Source organism: Mesorhizobium sp. CAU 1741 (genome assembly GCF_039839275.1).
In the GTDB taxonomy this organism is placed as follows: domain Bacteria; phylum Pseudomonadota; class Alphaproteobacteria; order Rhizobiales; family Rhizobiaceae; genus Aerobium.
This window is the reverse complement of the sequence record NZ_JBDOQP010000003.1, coordinates 38,398-60,076: the sequence shown is the minus strand read 5'-3', so window position 1 is coordinate 60,076 and position 21,679 is coordinate 38,398. Positions and strand designations below refer to the sequence as shown.

The 21,679-nt window shown below is 62.7% G+C and carries 21 protein-coding genes and 1 tRNA gene; 12 read left to right on the top strand and 10 right to left on the bottom strand.

Translation table 11 applies throughout. The annotated features are described in order from the left end of the window. Nucleotides 1-17: 17 nt before the first annotated feature. Nucleotides 18-1,313: a peptidoglycan DD-metalloendopeptidase family protein gene (locus AAFN84_RS13935; RefSeq protein WP_347515212.1), complete on the bottom strand. Its 1,296-nt coding sequence runs from the start codon at nucleotides 1,311-1,313 to the stop codon at nucleotides 18-20. A 232-nt stretch (nucleotides 1,314-1,545) separates the two neighbouring features. Then, nucleotides 1,546-2,016, bottom strand: coding sequence for a peroxiredoxin (locus tag AAFN84_RS13930; protein ID WP_347515211.1), 471 nt, complete (start codon nucleotides 2,014-2,016; stop codon nucleotides 1,546-1,548). Nucleotides 2,017-2,109: 93 nt separating this feature from the next. On the opposite strand from AAFN84_RS13930, the gene AAFN84_RS13925 reads away from it, so the two are divergent. Further along, the gene (locus AAFN84_RS13925) at nucleotides 2,110-5,472 is read left to right on the top strand and encodes a DUF3971 domain-containing protein (protein WP_347515210.1); all 3,363 of its coding nucleotides are present in this window, start codon (nucleotides 2,110-2,112) and stop codon (nucleotides 5,470-5,472) included. A gap of 5 nt (nucleotides 5,473-5,477) precedes the next feature. Here the strand turns inward: AAFN84_RS13925 and AAFN84_RS13920 are convergent, their stop codons facing one another. Both AAFN84_RS13920 and tyrS read right to left on the bottom strand, forming a co-directional pair. Next, entirely contained in the window at nucleotides 5,478-5,912 is a 435-nt protein-coding gene (locus AAFN84_RS13920) for a BLUF domain-containing protein (protein ID WP_347515209.1), read from the bottom strand. Nucleotides 5,913-6,007: 95 nt separating this feature from the next. Then, the gene (gene tyrS, locus AAFN84_RS13915) at nucleotides 6,008-7,261 is read right to left on the bottom strand and encodes a tyrosine--tRNA ligase (protein WP_347515208.1); all 1,254 of its coding nucleotides are present in this window, start codon (nucleotides 7,259-7,261) and stop codon (nucleotides 6,008-6,010) included. 104 nt (nucleotides 7,262-7,365) lie between these two features. Here tyrS and AAFN84_RS13910 point away from each other — a divergent pair, with 104 nt between their 5' ends. Further along, nucleotides 7,366-8,478: an anhydro-N-acetylmuramic acid kinase gene (locus AAFN84_RS13910; protein WP_347515207.1), complete on the top strand. Its 1,113-nt coding sequence runs from the start codon at nucleotides 7,366-7,368 to the stop codon at nucleotides 8,476-8,478. Between the two features lie 3 nt (nucleotides 8,479-8,481). On the opposite strand, the gene AAFN84_RS13905 is transcribed toward AAFN84_RS13910, so the two are convergent. Beyond that, complete coding sequence (locus AAFN84_RS13905; RefSeq protein WP_347515206.1) at nucleotides 8,482-9,156, bottom strand: alpha/beta hydrolase; 675 nt, start codon at nucleotides 9,154-9,156, stop codon at nucleotides 8,482-8,484. A gap of 238 nt (nucleotides 9,157-9,394) precedes the next feature. On the opposite strand from AAFN84_RS13905, the gene AAFN84_RS13900 reads away from it, so the two are divergent. The 7 genes from AAFN84_RS13900 (at nucleotide 9,395) to sufA (ending at nucleotide 16,430) form a co-directional block, all read left to right on the top strand. Further along, entirely contained in the window at nucleotides 9,395-10,549 is a 1,155-nt protein-coding gene (locus tag AAFN84_RS13900; protein WP_347515205.1) for a cysteine desulfurase family protein, read from the top strand. Between the two features lie 143 nt (nucleotides 10,550-10,692). After that, entirely contained in the window at nucleotides 10,693-12,204 is a 1,512-nt protein-coding gene (sufB, locus tag AAFN84_RS13895) for a Fe-S cluster assembly protein SufB (RefSeq protein ID WP_347515204.1), read from the top strand. Nucleotides 12,205-12,234: 30 nt separating this feature from the next. Beyond that, entirely contained in the window at nucleotides 12,235-12,990 is a 756-nt protein-coding gene (gene sufC / locus AAFN84_RS13890) for a Fe-S cluster assembly ATPase SufC (RefSeq protein ID WP_347515203.1), read from the top strand. Between the two features lie 9 nt (nucleotides 12,991-12,999). Further along, entirely contained in the window at nucleotides 13,000-14,265 is a 1,266-nt protein-coding gene (sufD, locus tag AAFN84_RS13885) for a Fe-S cluster assembly protein SufD (protein WP_347515202.1), read from the top strand. 35 nt (nucleotides 14,266-14,300) lie between these two features. After that, complete coding sequence (locus AAFN84_RS13880) at nucleotides 14,301-15,542, top strand: cysteine desulfurase (protein ID WP_347515201.1); 1,242 nt, start codon at nucleotides 14,301-14,303, stop codon at nucleotides 15,540-15,542. Between the two features lie 5 nt (nucleotides 15,543-15,547). Beyond that, nucleotides 15,548-15,943, top strand: coding sequence for an SUF system Fe-S cluster assembly protein (locus tag AAFN84_RS13875; protein WP_347515200.1), 396 nt, complete (start codon nucleotides 15,548-15,550; stop codon nucleotides 15,941-15,943). Nucleotides 15,944-16,043: 100 nt separating this feature from the next. Next, nucleotides 16,044-16,430, top strand: coding sequence for a Fe-S cluster assembly scaffold SufA (sufA, locus tag AAFN84_RS13870; protein WP_347515199.1), 387 nt, complete (start codon nucleotides 16,044-16,046; stop codon nucleotides 16,428-16,430). 3 nt (nucleotides 16,431-16,433) lie between these two features. Here sufA and AAFN84_RS13865 read toward each other — a convergent pair whose 3' ends face one another. Beyond that, nucleotides 16,434-16,931, bottom strand: coding sequence for a GFA family protein (locus AAFN84_RS13865; protein ID WP_347515198.1), 498 nt, complete (start codon nucleotides 16,929-16,931; stop codon nucleotides 16,434-16,436). A gap of 78 nt (nucleotides 16,932-17,009) precedes the next feature. On the opposite strand from AAFN84_RS13865, the gene AAFN84_RS13860 reads away from it, so the two are divergent. Then, nucleotides 17,010-17,342, top strand: coding sequence for a TfoX/Sxy family protein (locus AAFN84_RS13860; protein WP_347515197.1), 333 nt, complete (start codon nucleotides 17,010-17,012; stop codon nucleotides 17,340-17,342). A gap of 12 nt (nucleotides 17,343-17,354) precedes the next feature. On the opposite strand, the gene AAFN84_RS13855 is transcribed toward AAFN84_RS13860, so the two are convergent. Together AAFN84_RS13855 and AAFN84_RS13850 are read right to left on the bottom strand one after the other, a co-directional pair. Continuing rightward, complete coding sequence (locus tag AAFN84_RS13855) at nucleotides 17,355-18,911, bottom strand: DEAD/DEAH box helicase (RefSeq protein ID WP_347515705.1); 1,557 nt, start codon at nucleotides 18,909-18,911, stop codon at nucleotides 17,355-17,357. Nucleotides 18,912-19,123: 212 nt separating this feature from the next. Next, nucleotides 19,124-19,897: an NAD kinase gene (locus AAFN84_RS13850; RefSeq protein WP_347515196.1), complete on the bottom strand. Its 774-nt coding sequence runs from the start codon at nucleotides 19,895-19,897 to the stop codon at nucleotides 19,124-19,126. Nucleotides 19,898-20,036: 139 nt separating this feature from the next. On the opposite strand from AAFN84_RS13850, the gene AAFN84_RS13845 reads away from it, so the two are divergent. Further along, a tRNA-Thr gene (locus AAFN84_RS13845) sits at nucleotides 20,037-20,112 on the top strand. Between the two features lie 62 nt (nucleotides 20,113-20,174). On the opposite strand, the gene AAFN84_RS13840 is transcribed toward AAFN84_RS13845, so the two are convergent. Together AAFN84_RS13840 and AAFN84_RS13835 are read right to left on the bottom strand one after the other, a co-directional pair. Next, nucleotides 20,175-21,191, bottom strand: coding sequence for a tyrosine-type recombinase/integrase (locus AAFN84_RS13840; protein ID WP_347515195.1), 1,017 nt, complete (start codon nucleotides 21,189-21,191; stop codon nucleotides 20,175-20,177). Further along, on the bottom strand, nucleotides 21,157-21,333 hold the full coding sequence (locus AAFN84_RS13835; protein WP_347515194.1) for a hypothetical protein: 177 nt from the start codon (nucleotides 21,331-21,333) through the stop codon (nucleotides 21,157-21,159). The genes AAFN84_RS13840 and AAFN84_RS13835 overlap by 35 nt, the downstream gene beginning before the upstream one ends. A gap of 174 nt (nucleotides 21,334-21,507) precedes the next feature. On the opposite strand from AAFN84_RS13835, the gene AAFN84_RS13830 reads away from it, so the two are divergent. Beyond that, nucleotides 21,508-21,675 carry a hypothetical protein gene (locus tag AAFN84_RS13830; protein WP_347515193.1) on the top strand — a complete coding sequence of 56 codons (168 nt, stop codon included), beginning with the start codon at nucleotides 21,508-21,510 and terminating at the stop codon, nucleotides 21,673-21,675. Nucleotides 21,676-21,679: the final 4 nt, after the last annotated feature.

The following is a 21,679-nucleotide window of genomic DNA, read 5'->3' as shown; positions in this document are numbered from 1 at the left end:
CGACACGGCCGCGTCCGCTACAGCAGCTTGCCGACTTCCTTGCCGGCCTTGAGGAAGCCCAGCGGATCAATGGGCTTTCCGTCGCGGCGTACTTCATAGTGCAGGTGGGGACCGGTCGAGCGGCCGCTGGTGCCGACTTCACCGAGAATGGTGCTGGTGTCGACGTCCTGGCCCTTCTTGACGCTGATGCGGCTCATATGGGCATAGCGGGTCGTGAAGCCGTGGCCATGGTCAACCTCGACCATGCGGCCATAGCCGCCGTTCCATCCCGCCTTGATGACGGTACCGGCGCCAGCGCTTCTGATAGGCGTGCCTGCCGTCGCGCGAAAGTCGATGCCCGCATGCATGGCCGGCTTGCGCAGGAAGGGATCGCGCCTGACGCCAAAGCTGCTGGTGACGGACTTGCCCGGCGCAGGATTGTGGATCGGCATCAGCCGCGCGATCGCCTTGACGGATTCGAGCTTCTCAAGCGCCTCGTCGAGTTCGCGCACACCCGCTTCGAAGCGAAGGCCGCCTTGCACCGGGAGCAGGGGGCCACCAACGGCCTCGTCGGCCGTATCGAGGTCGACGGGAAGACCCGCGGCCTCCAGCGAGGTGGCGATCTCGTCCGCGGTGCGGAACGCGTTTTCCGCCAACGTCTCGATGCCGTCGATCTGCTCGGCCTCGATGGCGCGCAGTGACTGGTTTATGGCCACGAACAGCCTGTCGGCGCGATCCGCCGCGCTGGAAGCGCCTGGCCGGATTTCCTCCTTCGGCCAGAAGGCGTTGGCGACATCCTCGACGCGGATCGGCATGCCGTCTGCCCTCGCGCGCAGTTCCGGGCGCGATTCAGGCAACGGTGCCGAGACAGGCAGGGTATCGCCCGTTCCCTTGACACGCTCCAGCATCGGTCCGATGCGACCATGGCGCTTGCTGAGTTGAGATTGGCGCGCCAGCAACTCGGAAACCTTGCTCTCGACCAGTTGCTGGTCGAGCAATTGCCGGCTGGTGATCCTGTCCACCTGGGCGCGCAGCATCGAAATGCGATCTTCATACGCCTGCTGCATTCGCGCCTGCCGCGCCGCTGTGGCACCGATCAGATCGTCGCGCAGCACGAGATAGGACGTTGCGAGCAGGTAGCCGATCGCCATGGCGGCCAGAACAGACCCCAGCAGTGCCGCGAGCCACGGCCTGACGGTGAAGTGACGGATGTCATTTCCACGCGCGATGATGACCGTATGCGGCTCCTTGCGTCTTCCGAACACCGAAGCCTGCCGATTCTCTGTCACGGACACACACCCAAACCGTTGAAGGATCGAGTGGGGATTACACATCGTTAGGGTTAACAAAGCTTTTCGGATCGGGGTCGGATCAACGAAAAAGCCCCGGCGCGGGGCCGGGGCTCGTTCATCGGCTTTTGCTTGCTCAGATCAGAAGATCAGAAACAGCAGGATAATGATCGGGATCGGAATGCCGATCATCCACAAAAGAAGTCCCTTGAGCATTGTACCCTCCGTATATGATCGTTGGAGAGAGAACGCCGCCTCCGCGCTTTGGTTCCGGCGCTCAGGCCAGCGCCCTCGCGGCCTCCAGGACTTCCTCGGCGTGGCCGGGAACCTTCACCTTTTCCCAGACGCGGGCGATCTTGCCGGTCTTGTCGATCAGTAGCGTGGTCCGCTCCACCCCCATGTATTTGCGTCCATACATGCTCTTCTCCACCCAGACGCCGTAGGCTTCCAGGGTCGATTTTTCCTCGTCCGATGCCAGCGTGACGGTGAGGCCGTGCTTGTCCTTGAACTTGTCGTGCTTCTTGACGCTGTCAGGCGACATGCCGATGAGCACCGCGCCGATGGACTCGAACTCGCCCTTGAGACGGGTGAAGTCCACGGCTTCGGCCGTACAGCCGCTCGTGTCGTCCTTGGGGTAGAAGAACAAGACCACAATGCTGCCGCGATGCGCCGATAGCGAGATGCGGCTGCCGCCGTCGCCTGGAAGGTCGAAATCGGGCGCTTCGTCGCCGGCCCTGATGTGTTCCATATCATCACCCTTCTTTGTGGTTACGCTGCTGCGGACCGCAGATATAGTGCCATATGCAGATTCGTCCATTCCAAGGAAACAGGCTCGCCAGGCGTGCACAGTGAGGTCCCGCCCCACGAGAAAATCCGGTTTCGCCGTGGCGAGATAACCGCGCTCGACCAGTTTCCGTCGGCGCTGGGCACGGGACCGGCCGTGCGGCCCCGGCGGCGTCCGGGAAGACTGGTGATGAGGGTTGCGGGAGCCGTCGTGGCCCTGGTGCTGGTCGCGGTTCTATGCGTAGGCGCACTTGTCGCCGGGATCGGTGACGAAAGACTGCGTGTCGAGGCGCAGGCAGCAGTCGCGACGCTGGCCGGAAAGGCCTTTCAAGCCCGTATCGGCGGCACCAACCTGTCGCTGGCAGGTGTTCGCATGCTCGCCATGGAAGTCAGCGACGTCACCCTCCAGTCTTCGCAGACCCAATCCCAGGCTGTCTCGATCGGCTCGGCGCACTTCGGCCTACGCTTCATACCCCTTCTCTATGGAGACATGCAGCTTGGCCGCATCGTGCTGGAGGACGTGGACATTGCGCTTGCATCGCTGCCGCCGCGTCCGAACGGGGAAAGACTTGCGATCTTCGACGAGAACGGCCTCGTCAATCCAGACGCCGTCCTGTCTGTCACCATGGCAGGGGCGGGCGCGCTGGTCGCAACGCTCGGCGAGCGCACCATCGATCGGATCGATCTCCGCAACATCGAGATCCATCTAACCAAGAACGCGGATGGGCCATCGCTGGTGGTCACCGAGGCACGCTTGCGCCGCGATTCGAATGAACGCATTTTGCTCCAGGCGGAAGTCGAACTGGCCGGCCGCACCAGCATCGTCGAAGGCGAAGTCGCGACAGAGGCTGCTTCAGCAACTGTAAGGACGCTGACTCTCGAAATCGATACGCCGGCGCTTGAGAACGTGGACATCACCCAGGAAGGCCACCGATTTGGTTCCGCGTCGCTTCGTCTCGTCGCCTCGGGGGCGGCCGGCAGCCGCCGCGTCGACCTGTCCGCACACATCGACGACGTCGACATCGACATGCGCAAGGGCGGCCGCATCGTCAGCGATGCAGAATTGCGGGCCTCCGTCACCGAAGGCTCCAACAAGATCGAGTTCGATAGGCTCGCCATCACGAGCGGACGCTCGGACTGGAGTTTTCACGGAGCCTTCGGGCCGGCGCCCGATGCGGCTGACGGCTACCGCTTCGAGATGGTCAGCGACGGCTCGACGATCGCACCCGCCGGTTCGCCGGAGGCACCGCTGACGGCGGTGGCGCGGATTGCCGGCCACCTCGACGCATCCGGTCGGCGTCTCCAGGCCGAGGAGATCGGCTTGCGCGCGGCCAATGGTGAACTGACGGGCACCATGACGATGCGGTTCGAGCCGGGGAAGGTGCCGGGCATTGAGATGCGGCTTGAGACCGGCAGCATGTCGGTGGGCCAGGCAAAGCAGCTCTGGCCCTGGTTTGCGGCGCGCGGTGCGCGCAACTGGGTCGTCGCCAACGTCTATGGCGGCCGTGTCGAGGAAGGCGTGCTGGAGTTCGACATCCCGCCAGGTCGCATTGGCGACGGGGTGCCCCTCGACGAGGAAGAGATGACGGGCCGGTTTTCGATCCGCGGCACCCGCTTCGACATTGCCGGGCACATCCCGCCGGTCCGGGATGGCGACGGCTCCGTTCGGCTGAACGGGCAGCAGATCGACATCGCGCTGGAAAGCGGCACGGTGTTCATGCCCGGCGGACGCATCGTCAATGCGAGCAATGGCACGCTGAAGATCGAGGATGCGCGTCGCCGCCCGGTTATCGGCAAGCTCAAGATCGACGTCGCCGGGGAAGCGGACGATGTCCTTCAGCTTGCCAGCTACGATCCGATCGACGTCGGCCGTTTCATCGACCTCGATCCCGACGATCTTTCCGGCGACGTGGAAGGAACCGTCGTCGCCGACATCCCGCTGCAGCGCGGCATCCCGATCGAAAGCCTCGACTGGCGCGTCGACCTTTCCTATCGCGACCTGGCCATCGCTCGCCCATTTGAAGGGCAGATGGTATCGGCGGCCACCGGTACCATCGCGCTTGATCCGAAGAAGGCGGTGATCGACGCCGATGCAAGGCTCAATGGTGCACCGTCCACCCTGAATCTTGTCGAGCCGCTGGGCCGCAGCGACGTTGCGCGGCAGAGGGAAATCGCGATCCAGATGGACGACAAGGCGCGTGGCGAAATCGCGCCCGGGCTCGATGCGCTGCTTTCAGGCCCGATCACCGTGGAATTGCAGGAGACCGAAGGCGAGGCGCGCAATGTGGAGGCAAGCCTGGAGCGTGCGCTCCTTACGATCCCGTGGGTCGGCTGGAGCAAGGGCTCCGGCGTGCCCGCGACGGTCGCATTCGACATGCAGACGCAAGGCGGCCGCACCGATCTGAGCGAATTCCGCCTGAGCGGCGACACCTTCGGTGCAACGGGCGCGCTTGCACTTGTTGATGGCGCTGTCAGCACAATCAGCTTTCCTTCCGCGCGGCTCAACCGCGGCGATGATTTTTCCTTCGACATGGCCACGAGTGGCGGCGGCTACGCGATCACGATCCGTGGAAAGAGCGTCGATGCCCGTTCCGTGGTGAAGCTCTACGCGGGCAACGCCGAAGGCGGTACGGATGAGGGCGGCGCGAGGAGGGTCACCGTCGATCTGGCCGTCGACACGATGCGCGGGTTCCACGACGAGGTCCTCAACAACGTCAAGCTGACCTATTCGGGCACCGGTGCGCGAACCGATGCGCTGAATTTCTCCGCGACGACAAGCAGCGGCCAGTTGGTGACGTTCAGCGACAGCGGCGACGGCAATACGCGCACCGTTACCCTGCAATCCGCCGACTCGGGCGCGTTGCTGCGTTTCCTCGACATCTACGAGCACATGCAGGGCGGCAGCATTGCATTGACGCTGAGCGGCAGCAATGGCGGACCGCTATCGGGACAGGTGGCGGCGCGCGATTTCTGGATCGTCAACGAACCGCGATTGCGCTCGCTTGTGTCCAGCCCGTCTCCAGGCGACGGGCGGTCGTTGAACCAGGCGGTGCGCGGCGAGATCGACACGACGCGCGTGCATTTCGAAAACGCCTTCTCGCTGATCGAGAAAGGGGATGGCTATCTGGATCTCGCCCGGGGCGTGCTGCGCGGACCCGTCATCGGCTCGACCTTTCAGGGCAGGCTCTTCGACGGCGACGGAAACATGGACATGACCGGAACGTTCATGCCCGCTTACGGCCTGAACCGGCTCTTCGGCGAAATACCGCTCATCGGCGACATTCTCGGCAATGGCCGCGATCGCGGCCTCATCGGCATCACGTTCCGCCTGGCGGGCAAATCGAGCGAGCCGCAATTGCAGGTCAATCCGCTGTCGGTGATCGCGCCGGGAATATTCAGGTCGGTATTCGAGTACCGCTAGGCCGCTCAGGCGCTGGCGAGAAAGTCGCGGCCGGCAAAGGCAAGCACGGCGTCGAGCATGAAGCCGTCATCAGCGCTGCCGATTCGTCCCTCGAGCGCCTGCTTGGAGGCGCGGAAGACGGCGCTGTCTTCTTCGACGTCCGGGCTGAGCCGCTTGAAGCCCATCTGCCAGCCGTCGAATGCCCGTCCCGGTGCGTCCCGGGCGATCAGTTCCATGAAATTGCGGTGGCGCGGGTCGCGCTTGATGCGCTGCGCCAGCGCGCGCACGTCGCTCTCGTTGCCTTCCAGCACCTGGATGAACATGTTGTCCGCGTAGAGCAGCAGCCCGGTGATGCCGAGCGCAGCGTTATTGGCGCGGGACTTCTGCAGGATGTTTTCGATCTCCGCAGCGGTCACCGGATTGGTGGCGCCGCTGGCGTAAAGGAGCTGGTACACGGACATTGGACGATCCAGAGCGTTGGAGATGGATACCCCAACGCTAGGGATTCAACTTTTACAGAGGATTAATCGGCCGGCAGATTCTACCATACGTTGCTTCAGCCAGGCCGTACGAGGATGTGCTTCTTCTTTCCAAGCGACAGCTTGATGATCCCGTCTGCGGTGACGTCATCGGTACCGACGACGCGCTTGTCATCCGCAACGGCGGCATCATTGATCCGAACCGCGCCGCCCTGGACATGGCGTCTTGCCTCTCCGTTCGATCCCGCCAGGCCCGCTTTGACGAACAGCGCGAGCACGCCGATCCCGGCATCGAGCTCGGCGGAAGGCAGGTCGATGGTCGGCAGGCTCTCGGCCAATGCGCCTTCCTCAAATGTCTTGCGCGCGGTCTCGGCGGCTTGCGCGGCGGCATCGCGACCGTGCAGCATTGCGGTGACTTCGGTTGCCAGAACCTTCTTCGCCTCGTTGATCTCGACGCCGCCGAGCGCGGCAAGGCGGGCGATCTCATCCATCGGCAGTGTCGTGTAGAGCTTCAGGAAGCGCTCGACATCGGCGTCCTCGGTGTTGCGCCAGTACTGCCAGAAATCATAGGCGGGCAGCATGTCCGGGTTGAGCCAGATCGCACCGGACAGCGATTTGCCCATCTTGGCGCCAGAAGAGGTGGTCAGCAGCGGCGAGGTCAGCGCGTAAAGCTGCGGAGTGCCCATGCGGTGACCGAGTTCGATGCCGCTGACTATGTTGCCCCACTGGTCTGAGCCGCCCATCTGCATGCGCACGTCATGGCGCTTGCTGAGTTCGACGAAATCGTAGGCCTGAAGGATCATGTAGTTGAATTCGAGGAACGACAGCGACTGTTGCCGGTCGAGGCGCAGCTTGACGGAATCGAAGGACAGCATCCGGTTGACGGAAAAATGGCGGCCGACGTCGCGCAGGAATTCAAGGTAGTTGAGTTCGCGGAGCCAGTCGCCATTGTCGACCATCAACGCGTCCTTCGGGCCGTCACCGAAGCTGAGGTAGTTGGAAAACACCTTCTTGATGGAGGCGATGTTCGACGCGATGGTGTCCAATGTCATCAACTGGCGCGCCTCGTCCTTGAACGAGGGGTCACCCACCATGCCGGTGCCGCCGCCCATCAGCGCGACGGGACGGTGCCCGGTCTGCTGCATCCAATGCAGCATCATGATCTGAATGAGGCTGCCCACATGAAGGCTCGGCGCCGTCGGGTCGAAGCCGATATAGGCCGTCACCGTTTCCTTGGCGAACAGATCATCGAGGCCGGCTTCATCGGATATCTGGTGGATGAAGCCGCGCTCGGACAGCGTGCGCAGGAAGTCGGACTTGAAGGCGGACATGATCGTGACTTTCCGGAAAGGTGGCCTGACCCGGCTTTCGATGGCGCGGGAACCCGCGCGCCTTTAGCATCAAGCGGGCGAGAATCACAAGAACGGCGGCAAAGATGAGCCTGAAATGCGCGATAGGCCTGATGAGCGGCACCTCGATGGACGGCATCGACATCGCCGTTGTTACGACCGATGGCAGCGCGCAGGTGGTGCGGGGGCCCAGCGGCTTCTTCGGTTATGAGGCGTCGTTCCGGCGCCGGCTGGAATCCGCGCTCGAAACGGCAAGGGAAATCGGCGATCGCGACGAGCGTCCGGGGGGACTGGACGAACTCGAGCGCGAGATCACGCTGCGCCATGGCGATGCCGTGCGGCGCTTCCTCGCTCAACACCCGCAGGTCGAGGCCGAGATCATCGGGTTCCACGGCCAGACCGTGCTGCACCGGCCTGAGCGCGGACTGACGGTGCAACTGGGTGACGGGGGACTGCTCGCGGCTGAAACGGGTTTGCCTGTCGTCTACGACATGCGCGCCAACGACATGCAGCGTGGAGGACAGGGCGCGCCACTCGTGCCTGCCTACCATGCGGCGCTGGCGTCGTCCCTTCCGGCCGAACTGCGGCGCTTTCCCGTTTGTTTCGTCAATATCGGCGGTATCTCCAACGTGACCTTTGTGCCTGGGCAGGGTCATCCCGTCGCATTCGACAGCGGTCCAGGCAACGCGCTGATCGACCAGTGGGTGGCCGCTGAAGGCGGCGTCCCGTACGACGCCGACGGCATGATCGCCAGCGAAGGCGGTGTGGTCCGGCTAGTGGTCGACCGCTATCTCGAAAGCCCGTTCTTCGCGCGCGCGGCGCCAAAATCGCTCGATCGCGGCGATTTCACGCTCGTGCACGCTGCCGAACTCGAATTGGCGGATGGCGCGCGAACGCTGGCCACGGTCTCGGCGGAAGCGATCCTCAAGGCGGCCGATCTGATGCCGAAACGACCCGGCATGTGGATCATCTGCGGCGGCGGCCGCAAGAATCCGCACATCATGGCGGATCTGCGCGCCGGCGCCGGCAAAGCCGACGTCATCCTCGCCGAAGATGCCGGCCTGGACGGCGATGCGATGGAGGCCGAAGCCTGGGCTTACCTGGCCGTGCGATCAATCAAGGGCCTGCCGCTGACATTCCCGACGACGACCGGTTGTCGCGAAGCGGTGAGCGGTGGTTTGCTCGCTGTGCCGGAATAGGCCTCAGCGAAGCCGCTTCGGCCGCGGATCCGCCAGTTCGCCGGCAAGCCGGCGGTCGAGATAGTCCGAGCATTCGTCGATCAGCAGTTCGGCGTCGTTGGAGAAGAAGTGGTTGGCGCCTGGCATCGTCTTCTGCGTGATGGTGATGCCCTTCTGGGTATGCAGCTTGTCGACCAGAGTCTGCACGTCCTTGGGCGGCGCAACCTTGTCGGCATCGCCATGGATGATCAGACCGGAGGACGGGCAGGGCGCCAGGAACGAGAAGTCGTAGATGTTGGGCTGCGGCGCGATCGAAATGAAACCCTCGATTTCCGGGCGGCGCATCAGCAACTGCATGCCGATCCATGCGCCGAAGGAGTAGCCGGCGACCCAGCAGCTCTTGGAATCAGGGTGAAGTGACTGCACCCAGTCGAGCGCGGCCGCCGCATCTGACAACTCGCCGGTTCCATGGTCGAATTCGCCCTGGCTGCGGCCGATGGAGCGGAAATTGAAGCGCAGCACGGTGAAGTCGCGCTTCTGGAACATGTAGAAGAGGTCGTAGACGATCTTGTTGTTCATCGTTCCGCCGAATTGCGGATGCGGATGAAGCACGATCGCGATGGGGGCGTTCTTTTCCTTGGAAGGCTGGTAGCGCCCTTCGAGGCGACCGGCGGGACCTGTGAAAATGACCTCGGGCATGCTTACTCCACTTGGCGCGGCAACTGTCCGGCCGATGATGCATCAGGGCGGGCATTCCCGCCCTCGCACTTGACGGAACACGACCATCCGCCTACAAACTACTTTAGAACTGTTCAAAACTAGTGGATCACGCATCCGCCAGCCTGCGAAGCGGGTAAATAGGACGGCTGGCCTTGCAATTTCAAGGAAAAACGCCGATCTGCGGCCACGAGCCGAATAAAGGAGTCGACAGCCTGCCATGACGGCGAACAGGGCCTATCTCGATCACAATGCAAGCGCACCGCTGCTGCCCGCGGCGCGCGAGGCGATGATCGCGGCCCTCGACCTGACGGCGAACCCGTCTTCCGTCCATTTCGAGGGACGCGAGGCGAGGCGGCTTGTCGAAACCGCCAGGCGTGACGTTGCGGCGCTTTGTGGCGCAAAGCCCGAGCATGTGGTCTTCACGTCTGGTGCGAGCGAAGCGACGGCGCTGGTGCTGACACCCGATTGGAAGATGGGACGCGCGCCGCTGACCTATTCAAGGCTCTACGTCGCGGAGACGGATCATTCGATCGTTGTCGGGGGCGGCAGATTCGGTCCCGAGCAAGTGGTTGCGCTTCCAGTCGCCGAGACGGGAACGCTCGATCTCGATGCGCTGGCTGGTGCGCTCGCGGCCCATGACGGGTCGCAGGGTTTGCCGCTGGTCGCGATCCATCTTGCCAACAACGAGACCGGCGCGCTCCAGCCGGCCGCCAGGATCGCGTCGATCGTGCACGAGGCCGGCGGCCTGTTTGTCCTCGATGCGGTTCAGGGTGGCGGCAGGGTTTCTCTCGATATTACAGAACTATGCGCTGATTTTCTCATCCTGGCGGCACACAAGATCGGTGGCCCCAAGGGCGCGGGCGCGCTCGTCGGGACCAGCGACGTGCTGATGCCTTCGCCGATCGCCAGCGGAGGCGGCCAGGAACGCGGCCACCGCGCCGGCACGGAGAACTACGCGGCGATAGCCGGCTTTGGCGCCGCCGCGCGCGAGGCGCTGGCAAATCTCGCGCGTGCGAGCCTGCTAGAAGGAAAGCGCGCTCGCATCGAGGGACTTATCCGCCAGGTGGTGCCGGATGCCACGATCTTCGCCGAAGCAGTCGACCGGCTGCCGAACACGGTGTTTTTCGCCATACCCGGCGTCAAGGCGGAGACGGCGCTGATCGCCTTCGATCTCGCGGGCGTCTCGGTCTCTGCCGGCTCCGCGTGCTCGTCGGGCAAGGTCGGTGCCAGCAGGGTCCTGAAGGCCATGGGATATGGCGAGACGGTGAGCGGATTGCGGGTCTCCGTCGGCCACCAGACGACCGATGCGGAAATCGACCGGTTCGCCGCTGCCCTGAACGAATTCATGCACCGCAGGAGCAATGCTGCCTGAGCTGCGATGATTCCGGTCATCAGCCATGCGCGGACGTGCATTTGCTGATGGTCCGCACTATGTAACCTCGCATCTGCGGCACAGCCGCGATTGCGATTTCGACAACTGCCGGGCCTTGACCCCGGCGAGGATGGAGAACGCCGATGCCTGCAGTGCAGGAAACGATCGAGCAGGTCCGCAAGATCGACGTGGACCAATATAAGTATGGCTTTGAGACCGAGATCGAGACCGAGCTGGCCCCAAAGGGCCTGAACGACGACATCATCCGGTTCATTTCGCAAAAGAAGGACGAGCCCGATTGGATGCTCGAGTGGCGGCTTGGCGCGTATCGCCGCTGGCAGACGCTCGACGAGCCGACCTGGGCGCGTGTCCATTACCCGAAGATCGACTTCCAGGACATTCACTACTACGCGGCGCCGAAGAACCAGTCCGGCCCGCGGTCGCTGGAAGATGTCGACCCCGAACTGCTTCGCGTCTACGAGAAGCTGGGCATTCCGCTGAAAGAGCAGGAAATCCTCGCCGGCGTTCAGAAGGACCCTGACGACGAGAGCTTGAACGACAACGTCTACAAGTCGGGCCGCGTTGCCGTCGACGCGGTGTTCGATTCCGTGTCGGTCGTCACAACCTTCAAGAAGGAACTGGCGCAGGCCGGCGTGATCTTCTGCTCGATCTCTGAGGCGATCCGCGAGCATCCGGACCTGGTGAAAAAATATCTCGGATCAGTGGTCCCCACGACCGACAATTTCTATGCCACGCTGAACTCGGCCGTCTTCACCGACGGATCTTTCGTCTATGTTCCCAAGGGCGTTCGCTGCCCGATGGAGCTGTCGACCTACTTCCGCATCAACGAGAAGAACACCGGCCAGTTCGAGCGCACGCTCATCATCGCCGATGAAGGCGCCTATGTGTCCTATCTCGAGGGCTGCACGGCACCGCAGCGCGATGAAAACCAGCTCCACGCCGCCGTCGTCGAACTCATCGCGCTGGACGACGCCGAGATCAAGTACTCGACTGTCCAGAACTGGTACCCGGGCGACAAGGAAGGCAAGGGCGGCATCTACAACTTCGTCACCAAGCGTGGCGATTGCCGGGGCAAGAATTCCAAGATTTCCTGGACCCAGGTCGAGACCGGGTCGGCGATCACCTGGAAGTACCCGTCCTGCATTCTGCGCGGAGACAACTCGCGCGGCGAGTTCTATTCGATCGCCGTTTCGAACGGCTACCAGCAGATCGACTCGGGCACCAAGATGATCCACCTCGGCAAGAACACGTCGAGCCGCATCATCTCGAAGGGCATTTCGGCCGGGCACTCGAACAACACCTATCGCGGCCAGGTTTCGGCGCACCGCAAGGCGGAGAACGCCCGCAACTTCACCCAGTGCGACTCGCTGCTGATCGGCAATGAATGTGGCGCGCATACCGTGCCCTACATCGAGGCGAAGAACTCGACGGCACAGTTCGAGCACGAGGCGACGACGTCGAAGATCTCCGAGGACCAGCTCTTCTACGTGATGCAGCGCGGCATTCCCGAAGAAGAGGCGATCGCGCTGATCGTCAACGGCTTCGTCAAGGAAGTGATTCAGGAACTGCCGATGGAGTTCGCCGTGGAGGCGCAGAAGCTCATCGGCATTTCGCTCGAAGGCTCTGTCGGCTGAGCCGATTACGTTATTCAGGAAGACACGAACATGCTTGAGATCAAGAACCTGCACGCCCGCATCGCCGAAGACGGCACCGAGATCATCCGCGGCCTGAACCTGACGGTGAACAAGGGCGAGGTCGCCGCCATCATGGGCCCTAACGGGTCTGGCAAGTCGACGCTGTCATACATCCTTGCCGGCCGCGACGACTATGAGGTCACCGAGGGCGAAATCCTCTACAACGGCGAGTCAATCCTCGAGATGGATCCCGCCGAGCGCGCCGCATCCGGCATCTTCCTCGCATTCCAGTATCCGATGGAGATACCCGGCGTGGCGACGATGGAGTTCCTCAAGGTCGCCATGAACGCCCAGCGCAAGGCGCGCGGCGAGGAGGAGCTGAAGATTCCGGAACTGCTGCGTCGGGTGAAAGAAGCGGCCGGTGCGCTCAGCATCGACATGAACATGCTCAAGCGGCCCTTGAACGTCGGCTTCTCCGGCGGCGAGAAGAAGCGCGCTGAAATTCTGCAGATGCAGTTGCTGCAGCCGAGCCTGTGCGTGCTGGACGAAACCGATTCCGGCCTCGATATCGATGCGCTGAAGATCGTTGCAGACGGCGTCAACGCGCTGCGCTCGCCGGATCGCGCCTTCGTGGTGATCACCCACTATCAGCGGCTTCTCGAGCACATCGTGCCCGACAGCGTCCACGTGCTCTACAAGGGGCAGGTGATCAAGTCGGGAGACAAGGACTTGGCGCTCGAGCTCGAGGAAAACGGCTACGCCGGCGTCATCGGCGAAGCGGCCTGAGGTGTTTTGATGAACGTTCATGCTCCCAACACGCTGACGCCGGCCGAGACCGCGCTGGTCGAGGCATTTTCGCAGCGGGTCGCCCAGTTGCCCGGCGATGCTGATGTCGCACGCCGCCGCGACGATGCGGTGGAGGCGTTGAAGGCAGGCTTGCCGACGCGCCGCATAGAGGCGTGGCACTACACCGACCTGCGCCGGCTGTTGAATTCGGTGCCGGCATTTGACGCAACGGCCCGTCCGGAAACGCTGAGCCCGCTGATCGACGGATCGGCCGTACTGCGTGTGGCCAATGGCATGGCCGATGGCATGCCGACGATCGACGGCGTCGACGTGGCACGCTTCCAGGATCTGCTGCTGGCTGGAGACAAGCGTGCGGCGATGGCGCCGGTCGACGGCGATGATGCCGTCGGCGCCATCAATGCCGCCTTCGCGTCGGACGGCTATTCACTCGACATTCCCGCCGGTACCGTGGTGAACGCGCCGATCGAAATGCAGAACCTGCAGGCCGGCGGCCAGGTCCACGCGCGCTTCCCGATTACCGTTGGCGACAATGCAAAGGCAACGCTTGTCGAACGGCAGACGGGGTCCGGTTCCGCTCTCGCGAGTTCGGTGACATCGCTGGATGTCGGCGAAGGGTCCGACGTCGTCTACGTCATCCTCCAGGAGCAGCCCACCGACGCCACGCATCTGGGCCAGATCAACATCACGATCGGCAAGGATGCCAGGCTGACGGTGTTCTTCATGAACATCGGCGCCAAGCTGGTCCGTCAGGAAATCCGCGTGGTTGCCGCCGGTGAAGGTTCGGACTTCAAGTTGCGCGGCGTCAACATGCTGGGCGGCGAGACGCATTGCGACGTCACCATGGTTCTGGACCATGCGGCGCCGAACACCACCTCGACGGAGATCATCCGCAACGTCGTGACCGACAAGGCGCATGGCGTCTTCCAGGGGCAGATCCGCGTCGCGCAGATCGCCCAGAAGACCGATGCCAAGATGGCCTGCAACACGCTGCTTCTGTCCGACGATGCCGAGTTCTCGACCAAGCCGGAGCTCGAAATCTTTGCCGACGACGTTGCCTGTGGCCATGGCGCGACGGTGACGGAGATCAATGGCGACCATCTCTTCTACCTGATGGCGCGTGGCGTCGAGGAGAAGATCGCGCGTGGCCTGCTGGTCAAGGCGTTCCTCGCCGAGATCATCGAGGAACTGGAAGACGAGGCACTCGTCAGCGCGCTGGAAGCGAAGCTTGACGGTTGGTTCGCTACGCACGGGTGAACGACGCGCGGAAAAGACCGACAGGGAATACGACAGTGGATCAGCAAGTGGAAAACAGGCCGTATGATGTCGAGGCGATCCGCCGCGACTTCCCGATCCTGTCGCGCGAGGTCTACGGCAAGCCTCTGGTCTATCTCGACAACGGCGCATCCGCCCAGAAGCCGCAGGCGGTGATCGACGCGATTACACATGCCTATTCCAGCGAATATGCGAACGTGCATCGCGGCCTGCATTTCCTGTCCAACGCCGCCACCGATGCCTACGAAAAGGCGCGCGAGACGGTTCGCGGCTTCTTGAACGCGGGCAGCGTCGACGAGATCGTCTTCACGAAGTCGACCACCGAGGCCATCAACACCGTCGCCTATGGCTGGGGCATGCCTAACGTCGGCGAAGGCGACGAGATCGTCGTCTCGATCATGGAGCACCACTCCAACATCGTGCCGTGGCATTTCATTCGTGAAAGGCAGGGCGCCAAGCTGGTGTGGGTGCCGGTCGACGATGACGGGGTGTTCCACATCGAAGACTTCGAGAAGGCGCTGAGCCCGCGCACCAAGCTCGTCGCAATGGCGCACATGTCCAACGCGCTTGGAACGGTGACGCCGGCAAAGGAGATTTGTCGCATCGCGCGCGAGCGCGGTATCCCGACGCTCATCGATGGCAGCCAGGCGGCCGTGCACATGCCGGTCGACGTGCAGGATATCGGCTGCGACTGGTACGTCTTCACCGGCCACAAGGTCTACGGTCCGTCCGGCATTGGCGTGCTCTATGGACGCAAGCAGATGCTGGAGGCGATGCGTCCGTTCCAGGGTGGCGGCGAGATGATCGAGAATGTCACCGAGGAGATGGTGACATACAACGAGCCGCCGCATCGTTTCGAGGCAGGCACCCCGCCAATCGTTCAGGCAATCGGGCTGGGTGCGGCCCTGGAATACATGCAGGGCGTCGGTCGCGAGCGCATCGCCGCCCATGAAGCGGACCTGACCACTTACGCCCACGAGCGCCTGCGCGGCATCAACTCGCTGCGCATATTCGGCAACGCTCCGGGCAAGGGCGCCATCGTGTCGTTCGAACTGGAGGGCATCCACGCGCATGACGTGTCGATGGTCATCGATCGCTCGGGCGTTGCGGTGCGGGCAGGTACCCATTGCGCCCAGCCACTGCTTAAGAGATTTGGCGTGACCTCGACATGCCGTGCCTCATTCGCCATGTATAATACAAGGGCCGAGGTCGATGCGCTGGTGGAAGCACTGGAAAAGGCACGAACATTTTTCGGGTGATGATGATGGACGAGAACGTGACGCCTAACGAAACGAACGAGACGCAGGCCGACAGCCGGCCGGCGGTGTCGTCATCGACGATTCCGGCGGAAGAACTGGCGCGGCTCACCGACGATATCGTCGGTGCCTTGAAGACGGTCTACGATCCGGAGATTCCGTCCGACATCTACGAGCTGGGCCTGATCTATCGCATCGACATCGAGGACGACCGTTCGGTGAAGATCGACATGACGCTGACCGCGCCAGGGTGCCCGGTGGCCGGCGAGATGCCTGGCTGGGTAGAGAATGCCGTGGGTGCGGTCGAAGGCGTTTCCGGCGTGGAAGTGGCGATGGTCTTCGATCCGCCCTGGACGCCGGACCGCATGTCGGAAGAAGCACAGGTGGCGGTCGGCTGGTATTGACGGCCTTTCGGCGAAAGGTTGCAACGCAGCCGATTCTTCACCATCTTGAGGGTATGAAATCATTCGGCCGGCCTTGAACCGGCGCTGAGTGGAGACGGTAATGGGCAGATTTCAGGTAATGACGATGACCGATGCGGCCGCAGACCGCGTCCGCGAGATCGTCGAGGCGCGCGACAGTGCGCAGGGCATTCGCGTCGGCGTCAAGAAGGGCGGCTGCGCGGGCATGGAGTACACCATCGACCTGGTGACCGAGCCGAAAGCCGCCGACGATCACATCGAGCACGAAGGCTCCCATGTCTGGGTGGCGCCGGAAGCGGCGTTGTTCCTGCTCGGCACCCAGATGGATTTCGAAAGAACCACGCTACGCACCGGCTTTACGTTCAACAACCCCAACCAGTCCTCGGCCTGCGGCTGCGGCGAGTCGGTGGAGTTGAAGCCGGCTGATCTCAAGGCTCTTGCGGACGCGCGAGCAGCCGCCGAAGCGTAGGCGCTAGTCTACCCACAGCCCGCGCTTCTTGTGCCAGGCATCGATCGACTCCTCTGGATAGAGTTCGAACGTCGCATCGTTGTCGCCGACATTCGGCTCCACCCACGCCGCCTTGTATTTCAACATGAGATGCACACGCTCCGGCGCGACTGGAAGGTCGGTGTCGATTGCTGACGCGAAAGGGTGGATGAGGTCCGGCCATGTCGGATCGTAGAGCCACATGCCCGCCCCGCATTTCGTGCAGAACCGCCTTTCTCCCGTGGATGTCTCGCAGTGCGGGCGCTCCTGGTCCTCGATCGTGGCACGGTAGAGGCCTAGGTGTTCTTCGCCTTCGATCTCGAGCGTGCTGGTGACGGCGGCGAGGTTGATGGCATAGCCGCCTCCGCCCTGCTGCTTGCGGCAGATCGAGCAGTAGCAGAGCTGGTAGGGGATCGGCGTGTGGCTCATCGCCTCGAAGCGGACCGATCCGCAGTGGCAGGAGCCTTTCAGAAGCATCGGCATCGCGACTTTTCTCTCGTTGGCGTTTGCGTCATCCTAACGCACGCGATGCGGGCATGTTTCCCAGAAAGCAGGTAACCGGTGGACAATGATGCGATAGCCGACCTCTTCGCCGGCCTCGGCCACGTGACGATCAAGCGCATGTTCGGCGGCAAGGGGATCTACCATGACGGCGTGATCATCGCGCTCGAAATCGGCGGCGATATCATGCTCAAGGCCGACGCCATCAGCGCGCCGGAATTTGCCGCGGCGGGCTCGACGCAATGGGTCTATGAAGGGCAGAGCAGGAAAGGGCCGGTCGCGATGCCGTACTGGTCGATCCCCGACACCGCACTCGACGATCCGGACGAGATGGCGGTGTGGGCCCGAAAGGCTTTCGAGGCCTCGCTGCGCTCAGCGAAGCCCCGGAAATAGGTCAGGCGACAGTCAGACCCGGGCGGGGATTTTCATGAAAGCCGGGATCTCGTCCCCGAAGCCGATGGGCGATGGTTCGTCATCGTCCCTGCGCCAGTCGCGACCGCGCTCGCGGCGGCCGCCTTCGTCGCGGCTACGCTGCTCTGGCCGTGCCTTGCGCTCGGAATTGTCCGACTTGATCGCCTCACGGCGCGAACGCTTCTCTTCGACCGGAGCTTCCTCGACGGGCTGGACCGCAACTTCGGCCACAACCTCTTCCTCGGCCTTCGGCTCCGAGCGGCGCGCGCTCTTGCGTTCGCCGCGTGGCTTCCTGTCGTCGGAAGAAGATGAAGCCCGACCGCGCTCGCGTCCCTTGCCGCGGCCACGGCGGGGCGCCTCGTCCTCCGCGTCGTCCTGCGACACGGTCGAAAGATCACCATCCATCCACTCGATCTTGTTGCCGATCAGTTTCTCGATGGCATCGAGATATTTGCTGTCGGAACGAGTCACGATGGTGAACGATTTGCCCGAGCGTCCGGCGCGGCCCGTGCGCCCGATGCGGTGAACATAGTCCTCCGCATGGATCGGCACGTCGAAATTGAAGACGTGGGACACGTCAGGGATGTCGAGACCACGCGCCGCCACGTCGGATGCGACGAGCAGCTTCAGCTTGCCATCGCGGAAGCCTGCGAGCATGGCCATGCGCGCTCGCTGGTCCATGTCGCCATGCAGGGCGCCGGCATCGAAATCGTGCTTCACGAGCGAACGGAACAGCTCTGAAACATCCACCTTCCTGTTGCAGAAGATGATCGCGTTCTTGAGCTCGTTCTCTTCCGCGCGGATCAGATTGCGCAGCGTTTCGCGCTTGTCCCAGCTCTTCGACTTCGACTTGACCAGGCGCTGGATGATGTTGACGCCCGTCGACGCCGCCTTCGAGACCTCGACGCGCACCGGCGCCTGCAGGAACTGCTCGGTCAGCTTGGTGATCTCCGGCGGCATTGTGGCCGAGAAGAAGAGCGTCTGGCGTGTGAAGGGAATAAGCTTCGCGATACGTTCGATGTCAGGGATGAATCCCATGTCGAGCATGCGGTCGGCTTCGTCGATGACGAAAGTCTCGACGCCCGTCAGGAGCAGCTTGCCGCGCTCGAAGTGATCGAGCAGGCGGCCCGGCGTCGCGATCAGTACGTCGGCGCCGCGCTCCAGCTTCTTTTCCTGTTCGTCGAACGACACGCCGCCGATGAGCAGCGCCACCGTGAGGCGGTTGTTCTTGCCGTACTTGACGAAGTTCTCCTCGACCTGCGCGGCGAGTTCGCGCGTCGGCTCGAGGATCAGCGTGCGCGGCATACGGGCGCGAGCGCGGCCCTTTTCGAGCCGGGTGATCATCGGCAGGACGAATGCGGCCGTCTTGCCGGTGCCAGTCTGGGCGATGCCCAGCACGTCCTTGCCCTGCAGGGCATGAGGAATTGCTCCGGCCTGGATCGGTGTCGGCGTGGTATAGCCGGCATCCGTCACGGCGGAGAGGACCTTTTGGGAGAGGCCGAGATCGGCAAAAGTGACTTCTTTCGCCTCCACCGGGGTTTCGGCCTGAATTTCAGTCTGATCGTCTGATGACACGTGTTGGCTGTCTCTGCTGGTTCGCGGTTTTGGGAGCCGCCGCATATGCGCCCTTCAAATCCGGCGCATGGCGCACGGATGCCTGAGGCTGGCGTTAAGGCTCGTGCGCGCGAATGTCAACGGCAACCGCCCGAAATGGCGGGATTCGCGCGACTTTCGCGTAGATATGATTAAACCGGAGGCAGATTTCAATAGCGGAACTGTTCGGTGAGGACGCGCTCGTTCCACGAATGGCTCTCGTCGAACAGCAAGGTGACGGTCGATCGGCGCGACTCGCGCACGCTCACCGAAAGCACCGACCTGACCTCGAAATGATCGGCGACCGCGTTGACTGGCCGCTTGTCTGCTTCGAGGATGTCGAAGCGTACGGTCGAGCGGTTGGGTAGCAGTGCGCCGCGCCAGCGCCGTGGGCGGAAGGGGCTGACCGGGGTCAGGGCAAGCAGGGGCGCATCCAGCGGCAAGATAGGTCCGTGCGCGGACAGGTTGTAGGCGGTCGATCCGGCCGGCGTGGCCACCATTACGCCATCGCAGATCAGTTCCTCCAGCCGCACCTTGCCGTCGATGGTGATACGGATCTTGGCAGCCTGCGCCGACTGGCGGAATAGCGACACCTCGTTGATCGCGCGGCCGGTCGGGATCGCACCTTCAGTCGTCTCGACCTCCATCACGAGCGGCCGGATGGTCTCCGACGTCGCGGCCGCGATGCGTTGCATGAGGCCGGTTTCGGCGTATTCGTTCATGAGAAAGCCGATGGTGCCGCGGTTCATGCCATAGATCGCGCGGCCGGAATCCATGTTCTCCTGGATCGCCTGGAGCATGAACCCGTCACCGCCGAGCGCGACCACGACGTCCGCGTCCTCGACGCGTGACTGGCCATAAAGCGCCGCAAGCCGGGCGGCGGCTTCGCGCGCGTCGGGCGTGTCTGCCGAGACGAAGGAGAGTGCGATGTTTTCGTCGGGCATGAATGAACCGGGCGCAAGCTGGTTGCCGATGATCGGAGGCCGGGGGTAGCACGACGGGTTGGAGGAAGGAAGCACGGGCACGCGGATCGATACATATTCCGCTTTACTGGCGCGAGATTTGTGCTAACCCGTGCGCCGTGCCCTTGTAGCTCAGTTGGTAGAGCACCTGATTTGTAATCAGGGGGTCCCGGGTTCGAACCCTGGCGGGGGCACCAAAATCAAGCACTTAGCGCGATTTCGAAACTCCCATTTTACAATCCCCGTTATATTTTACCGATCATTGCATCTTTGTTCCGGCGCGAATCGCATCGATGACGCCCTCGCCGGCCAGATAATTGCGCCTGATGATCGACTCGCATTCGCTTTTTGAGTGCCCGGATATCTCGGCAATCCGCTCAATCTCGACGCCGTTGGCATAGGCGTAGGTAATTCCCGTTCCGCGCAAATCGTGGAACCGGATGCCTGTAATCTTCAGCCGCTGCATTTCCTTTCTCAGAGATGCCCGGAAGCCGCTGGAGGTCCAATTCTCCCCCCTGCTATTCACAAGCACCCGTTGCCGCTTCTCGTCCTTCGCATCCTGGAGGATGGGCAGAAGCTCGTCGGCTGGCCTGATTCTCACCCGGGCCCGGGTCTTGCCCTGCGTGATCCACAGCCGGCCATCGTCATAGGCCATCGTGGTTAGCGTCAGAACATCGGACTGCCGCTGCATGGTCCAAAGAGCCATTTTGATGACGTTGGCGATGTGGGGCCGGCCTTCCCTGAGTATCTTGTCGAGCTGCGATGGAAGCCACACGTCATCCTTGCGGCTTTCGTTGTGCAGCTTGCCGACGCGCTCCAGAGGGTTGCGCATGACATGCTCACGATCCTTGCCCCACGCGATCACCCGCGCCAAGATGGCAATATGCAGGTCCGCAGATCGTGGCGTTGAACTCATCGAATCCCGCCAGTCAATGAATGCTGTCCGCATCCCTTTGGCCTCCAGCGCCCGGAGCGGCGTATCGCCCCAAGCCACCTTGATCACAGCGATGATTCGCTCGTATTCCGTGCGGGTGCTCGGTCTCAGCTTTTGAAAATCGCCGCTGGAAAGATACTGGTCAGCAAGCCAGCCCAGCGTCTCCGGCTTTTCGGCGCGGGCTCTCGCCTTGGTAAGCCGGGCAAATTCCTGTACGAAAGCGTTCGTCCCTGGCTTTGCCTTGATGCGAGGCCCGCCGCGCCAAGCGTAGTGATACACGACCTCTTTGCCGCTCGCGAGGGTGGCTTTAACGGTGTGCACGCCCACCAACCTTGCGTCCATCCATCCACTCCTCGAACACCTCTTCGGGCGTCGGAGTATGTGGCTTGCTCTTTTCGCTGGTGTCGCGCGTAAAGATGATTTCGCCGCCTGGACGAAGAATCGAGCGCAGGCCGGTTTCCGCCGCCGCCCTAGCAGCATCCATGATCTCACCCTTTGTAAAGGACCTTGCGCGGCTCACAGGGCGTTCTCCCCGATGTCCACAGGGGCAGGGTGCGTCATCTGCTCATCCCTTCCAAACTACCGATGGTGTTCGCGCGCTAGCGTGCTTGTTAATTCGCTTTCCAGCGCCTTCAATGGTGGGTTCTGAGTAGAATTGATGGTACGACCTGATGATGCTCTCATCGACACCACCGACGCCGTTCTCGTAGATGCCCCACCACGTGCCGTCTTCAAAATGCTGGGCCATGTAGCCAATCTCGGGATCGTGGACTATCCGGTATCTCTGGAAGGGGGCTTTGAAGAAGCGTTTGAAGATGCTCAGTAGGCGC

Excerpts from the sequence above, each read along its gene's own strand:
- AAFN84_RS13935 (WP_347515212.1), bottom strand. The coding sequence starts at position 1,313 with ATGTGTAATCCCCACTCGATCCTTCAACGGTTTGGGTGTGTGTCCGTG.
- AAFN84_RS13930 (WP_347515211.1), bottom strand. The coding sequence starts at position 2,016 with ATGGAACACATCAGGGCCGGCGACGAAGCGCCCGATTTCGACCTTCCA.
- AAFN84_RS13920 (WP_347515209.1), bottom strand. The coding sequence starts at position 5,912 with ATGTCCGTGTACCAGCTCCTTTACGCCAGCGGCGCCACCAATCCGGTG.
- tyrS (WP_347515208.1), bottom strand. The coding sequence starts at position 7,261 with ATGTCCGCCTTCAAGTCCGACTTCCTGCGCACGCTGTCCGAGCGCGGC.
- AAFN84_RS13910 (WP_347515207.1), top strand. The coding sequence starts at position 7,366 with ATGAGCCTGAAATGCGCGATAGGCCTGATGAGCGGCACCTCGATGGAC.
- AAFN84_RS13905 (WP_347515206.1), bottom strand. The coding sequence starts at position 9,156 with ATGCCCGAGGTCATTTTCACAGGTCCCGCCGGTCGCCTCGAAGGGCGC.
- AAFN84_RS13900 (WP_347515205.1), top strand. The coding sequence starts at position 9,395 with ATGACGGCGAACAGGGCCTATCTCGATCACAATGCAAGCGCACCGCTG.
- sufB (WP_347515204.1), top strand. The coding sequence starts at position 10,693 with ATGCCTGCAGTGCAGGAAACGATCGAGCAGGTCCGCAAGATCGACGTG.
- sufC (WP_347515203.1), top strand. The coding sequence starts at position 12,235 with ATGCTTGAGATCAAGAACCTGCACGCCCGCATCGCCGAAGACGGCACC.
- sufD (WP_347515202.1), top strand. The coding sequence starts at position 13,000 with ATGAACGTTCATGCTCCCAACACGCTGACGCCGGCCGAGACCGCGCTG.
- AAFN84_RS13875 (WP_347515200.1), top strand. The coding sequence starts at position 15,548 with ATGGACGAGAACGTGACGCCTAACGAAACGAACGAGACGCAGGCCGAC.
- sufA (WP_347515199.1), top strand. The coding sequence starts at position 16,044 with ATGGGCAGATTTCAGGTAATGACGATGACCGATGCGGCCGCAGACCGC.
- AAFN84_RS13865 (WP_347515198.1), bottom strand. The coding sequence starts at position 16,931 with ATGCCGATGCTTCTGAAAGGCTCCTGCCACTGCGGATCGGTCCGCTTC.
- AAFN84_RS13850 (WP_347515196.1), bottom strand. The coding sequence starts at position 19,897 with ATGCCCGACGAAAACATCGCACTCTCCTTCGTCTCGGCAGACACGCCC.
- AAFN84_RS13840 (WP_347515195.1), bottom strand. The coding sequence starts at position 21,191 with ATGGACGCAAGGTTGGTGGGCGTGCACACCGTTAAAGCCACCCTCGCG.
- AAFN84_RS13835 (WP_347515194.1), bottom strand. The coding sequence starts at position 21,333 with ATGGATGCTGCTAGGGCGGCGGCGGAAACCGGCCTGCGCTCGATTCTT.
- AAFN84_RS13830 (WP_347515193.1), top strand. The coding sequence starts at position 21,508 with ATGGTACGACCTGATGATGCTCTCATCGACACCACCGACGCCGTTCTC.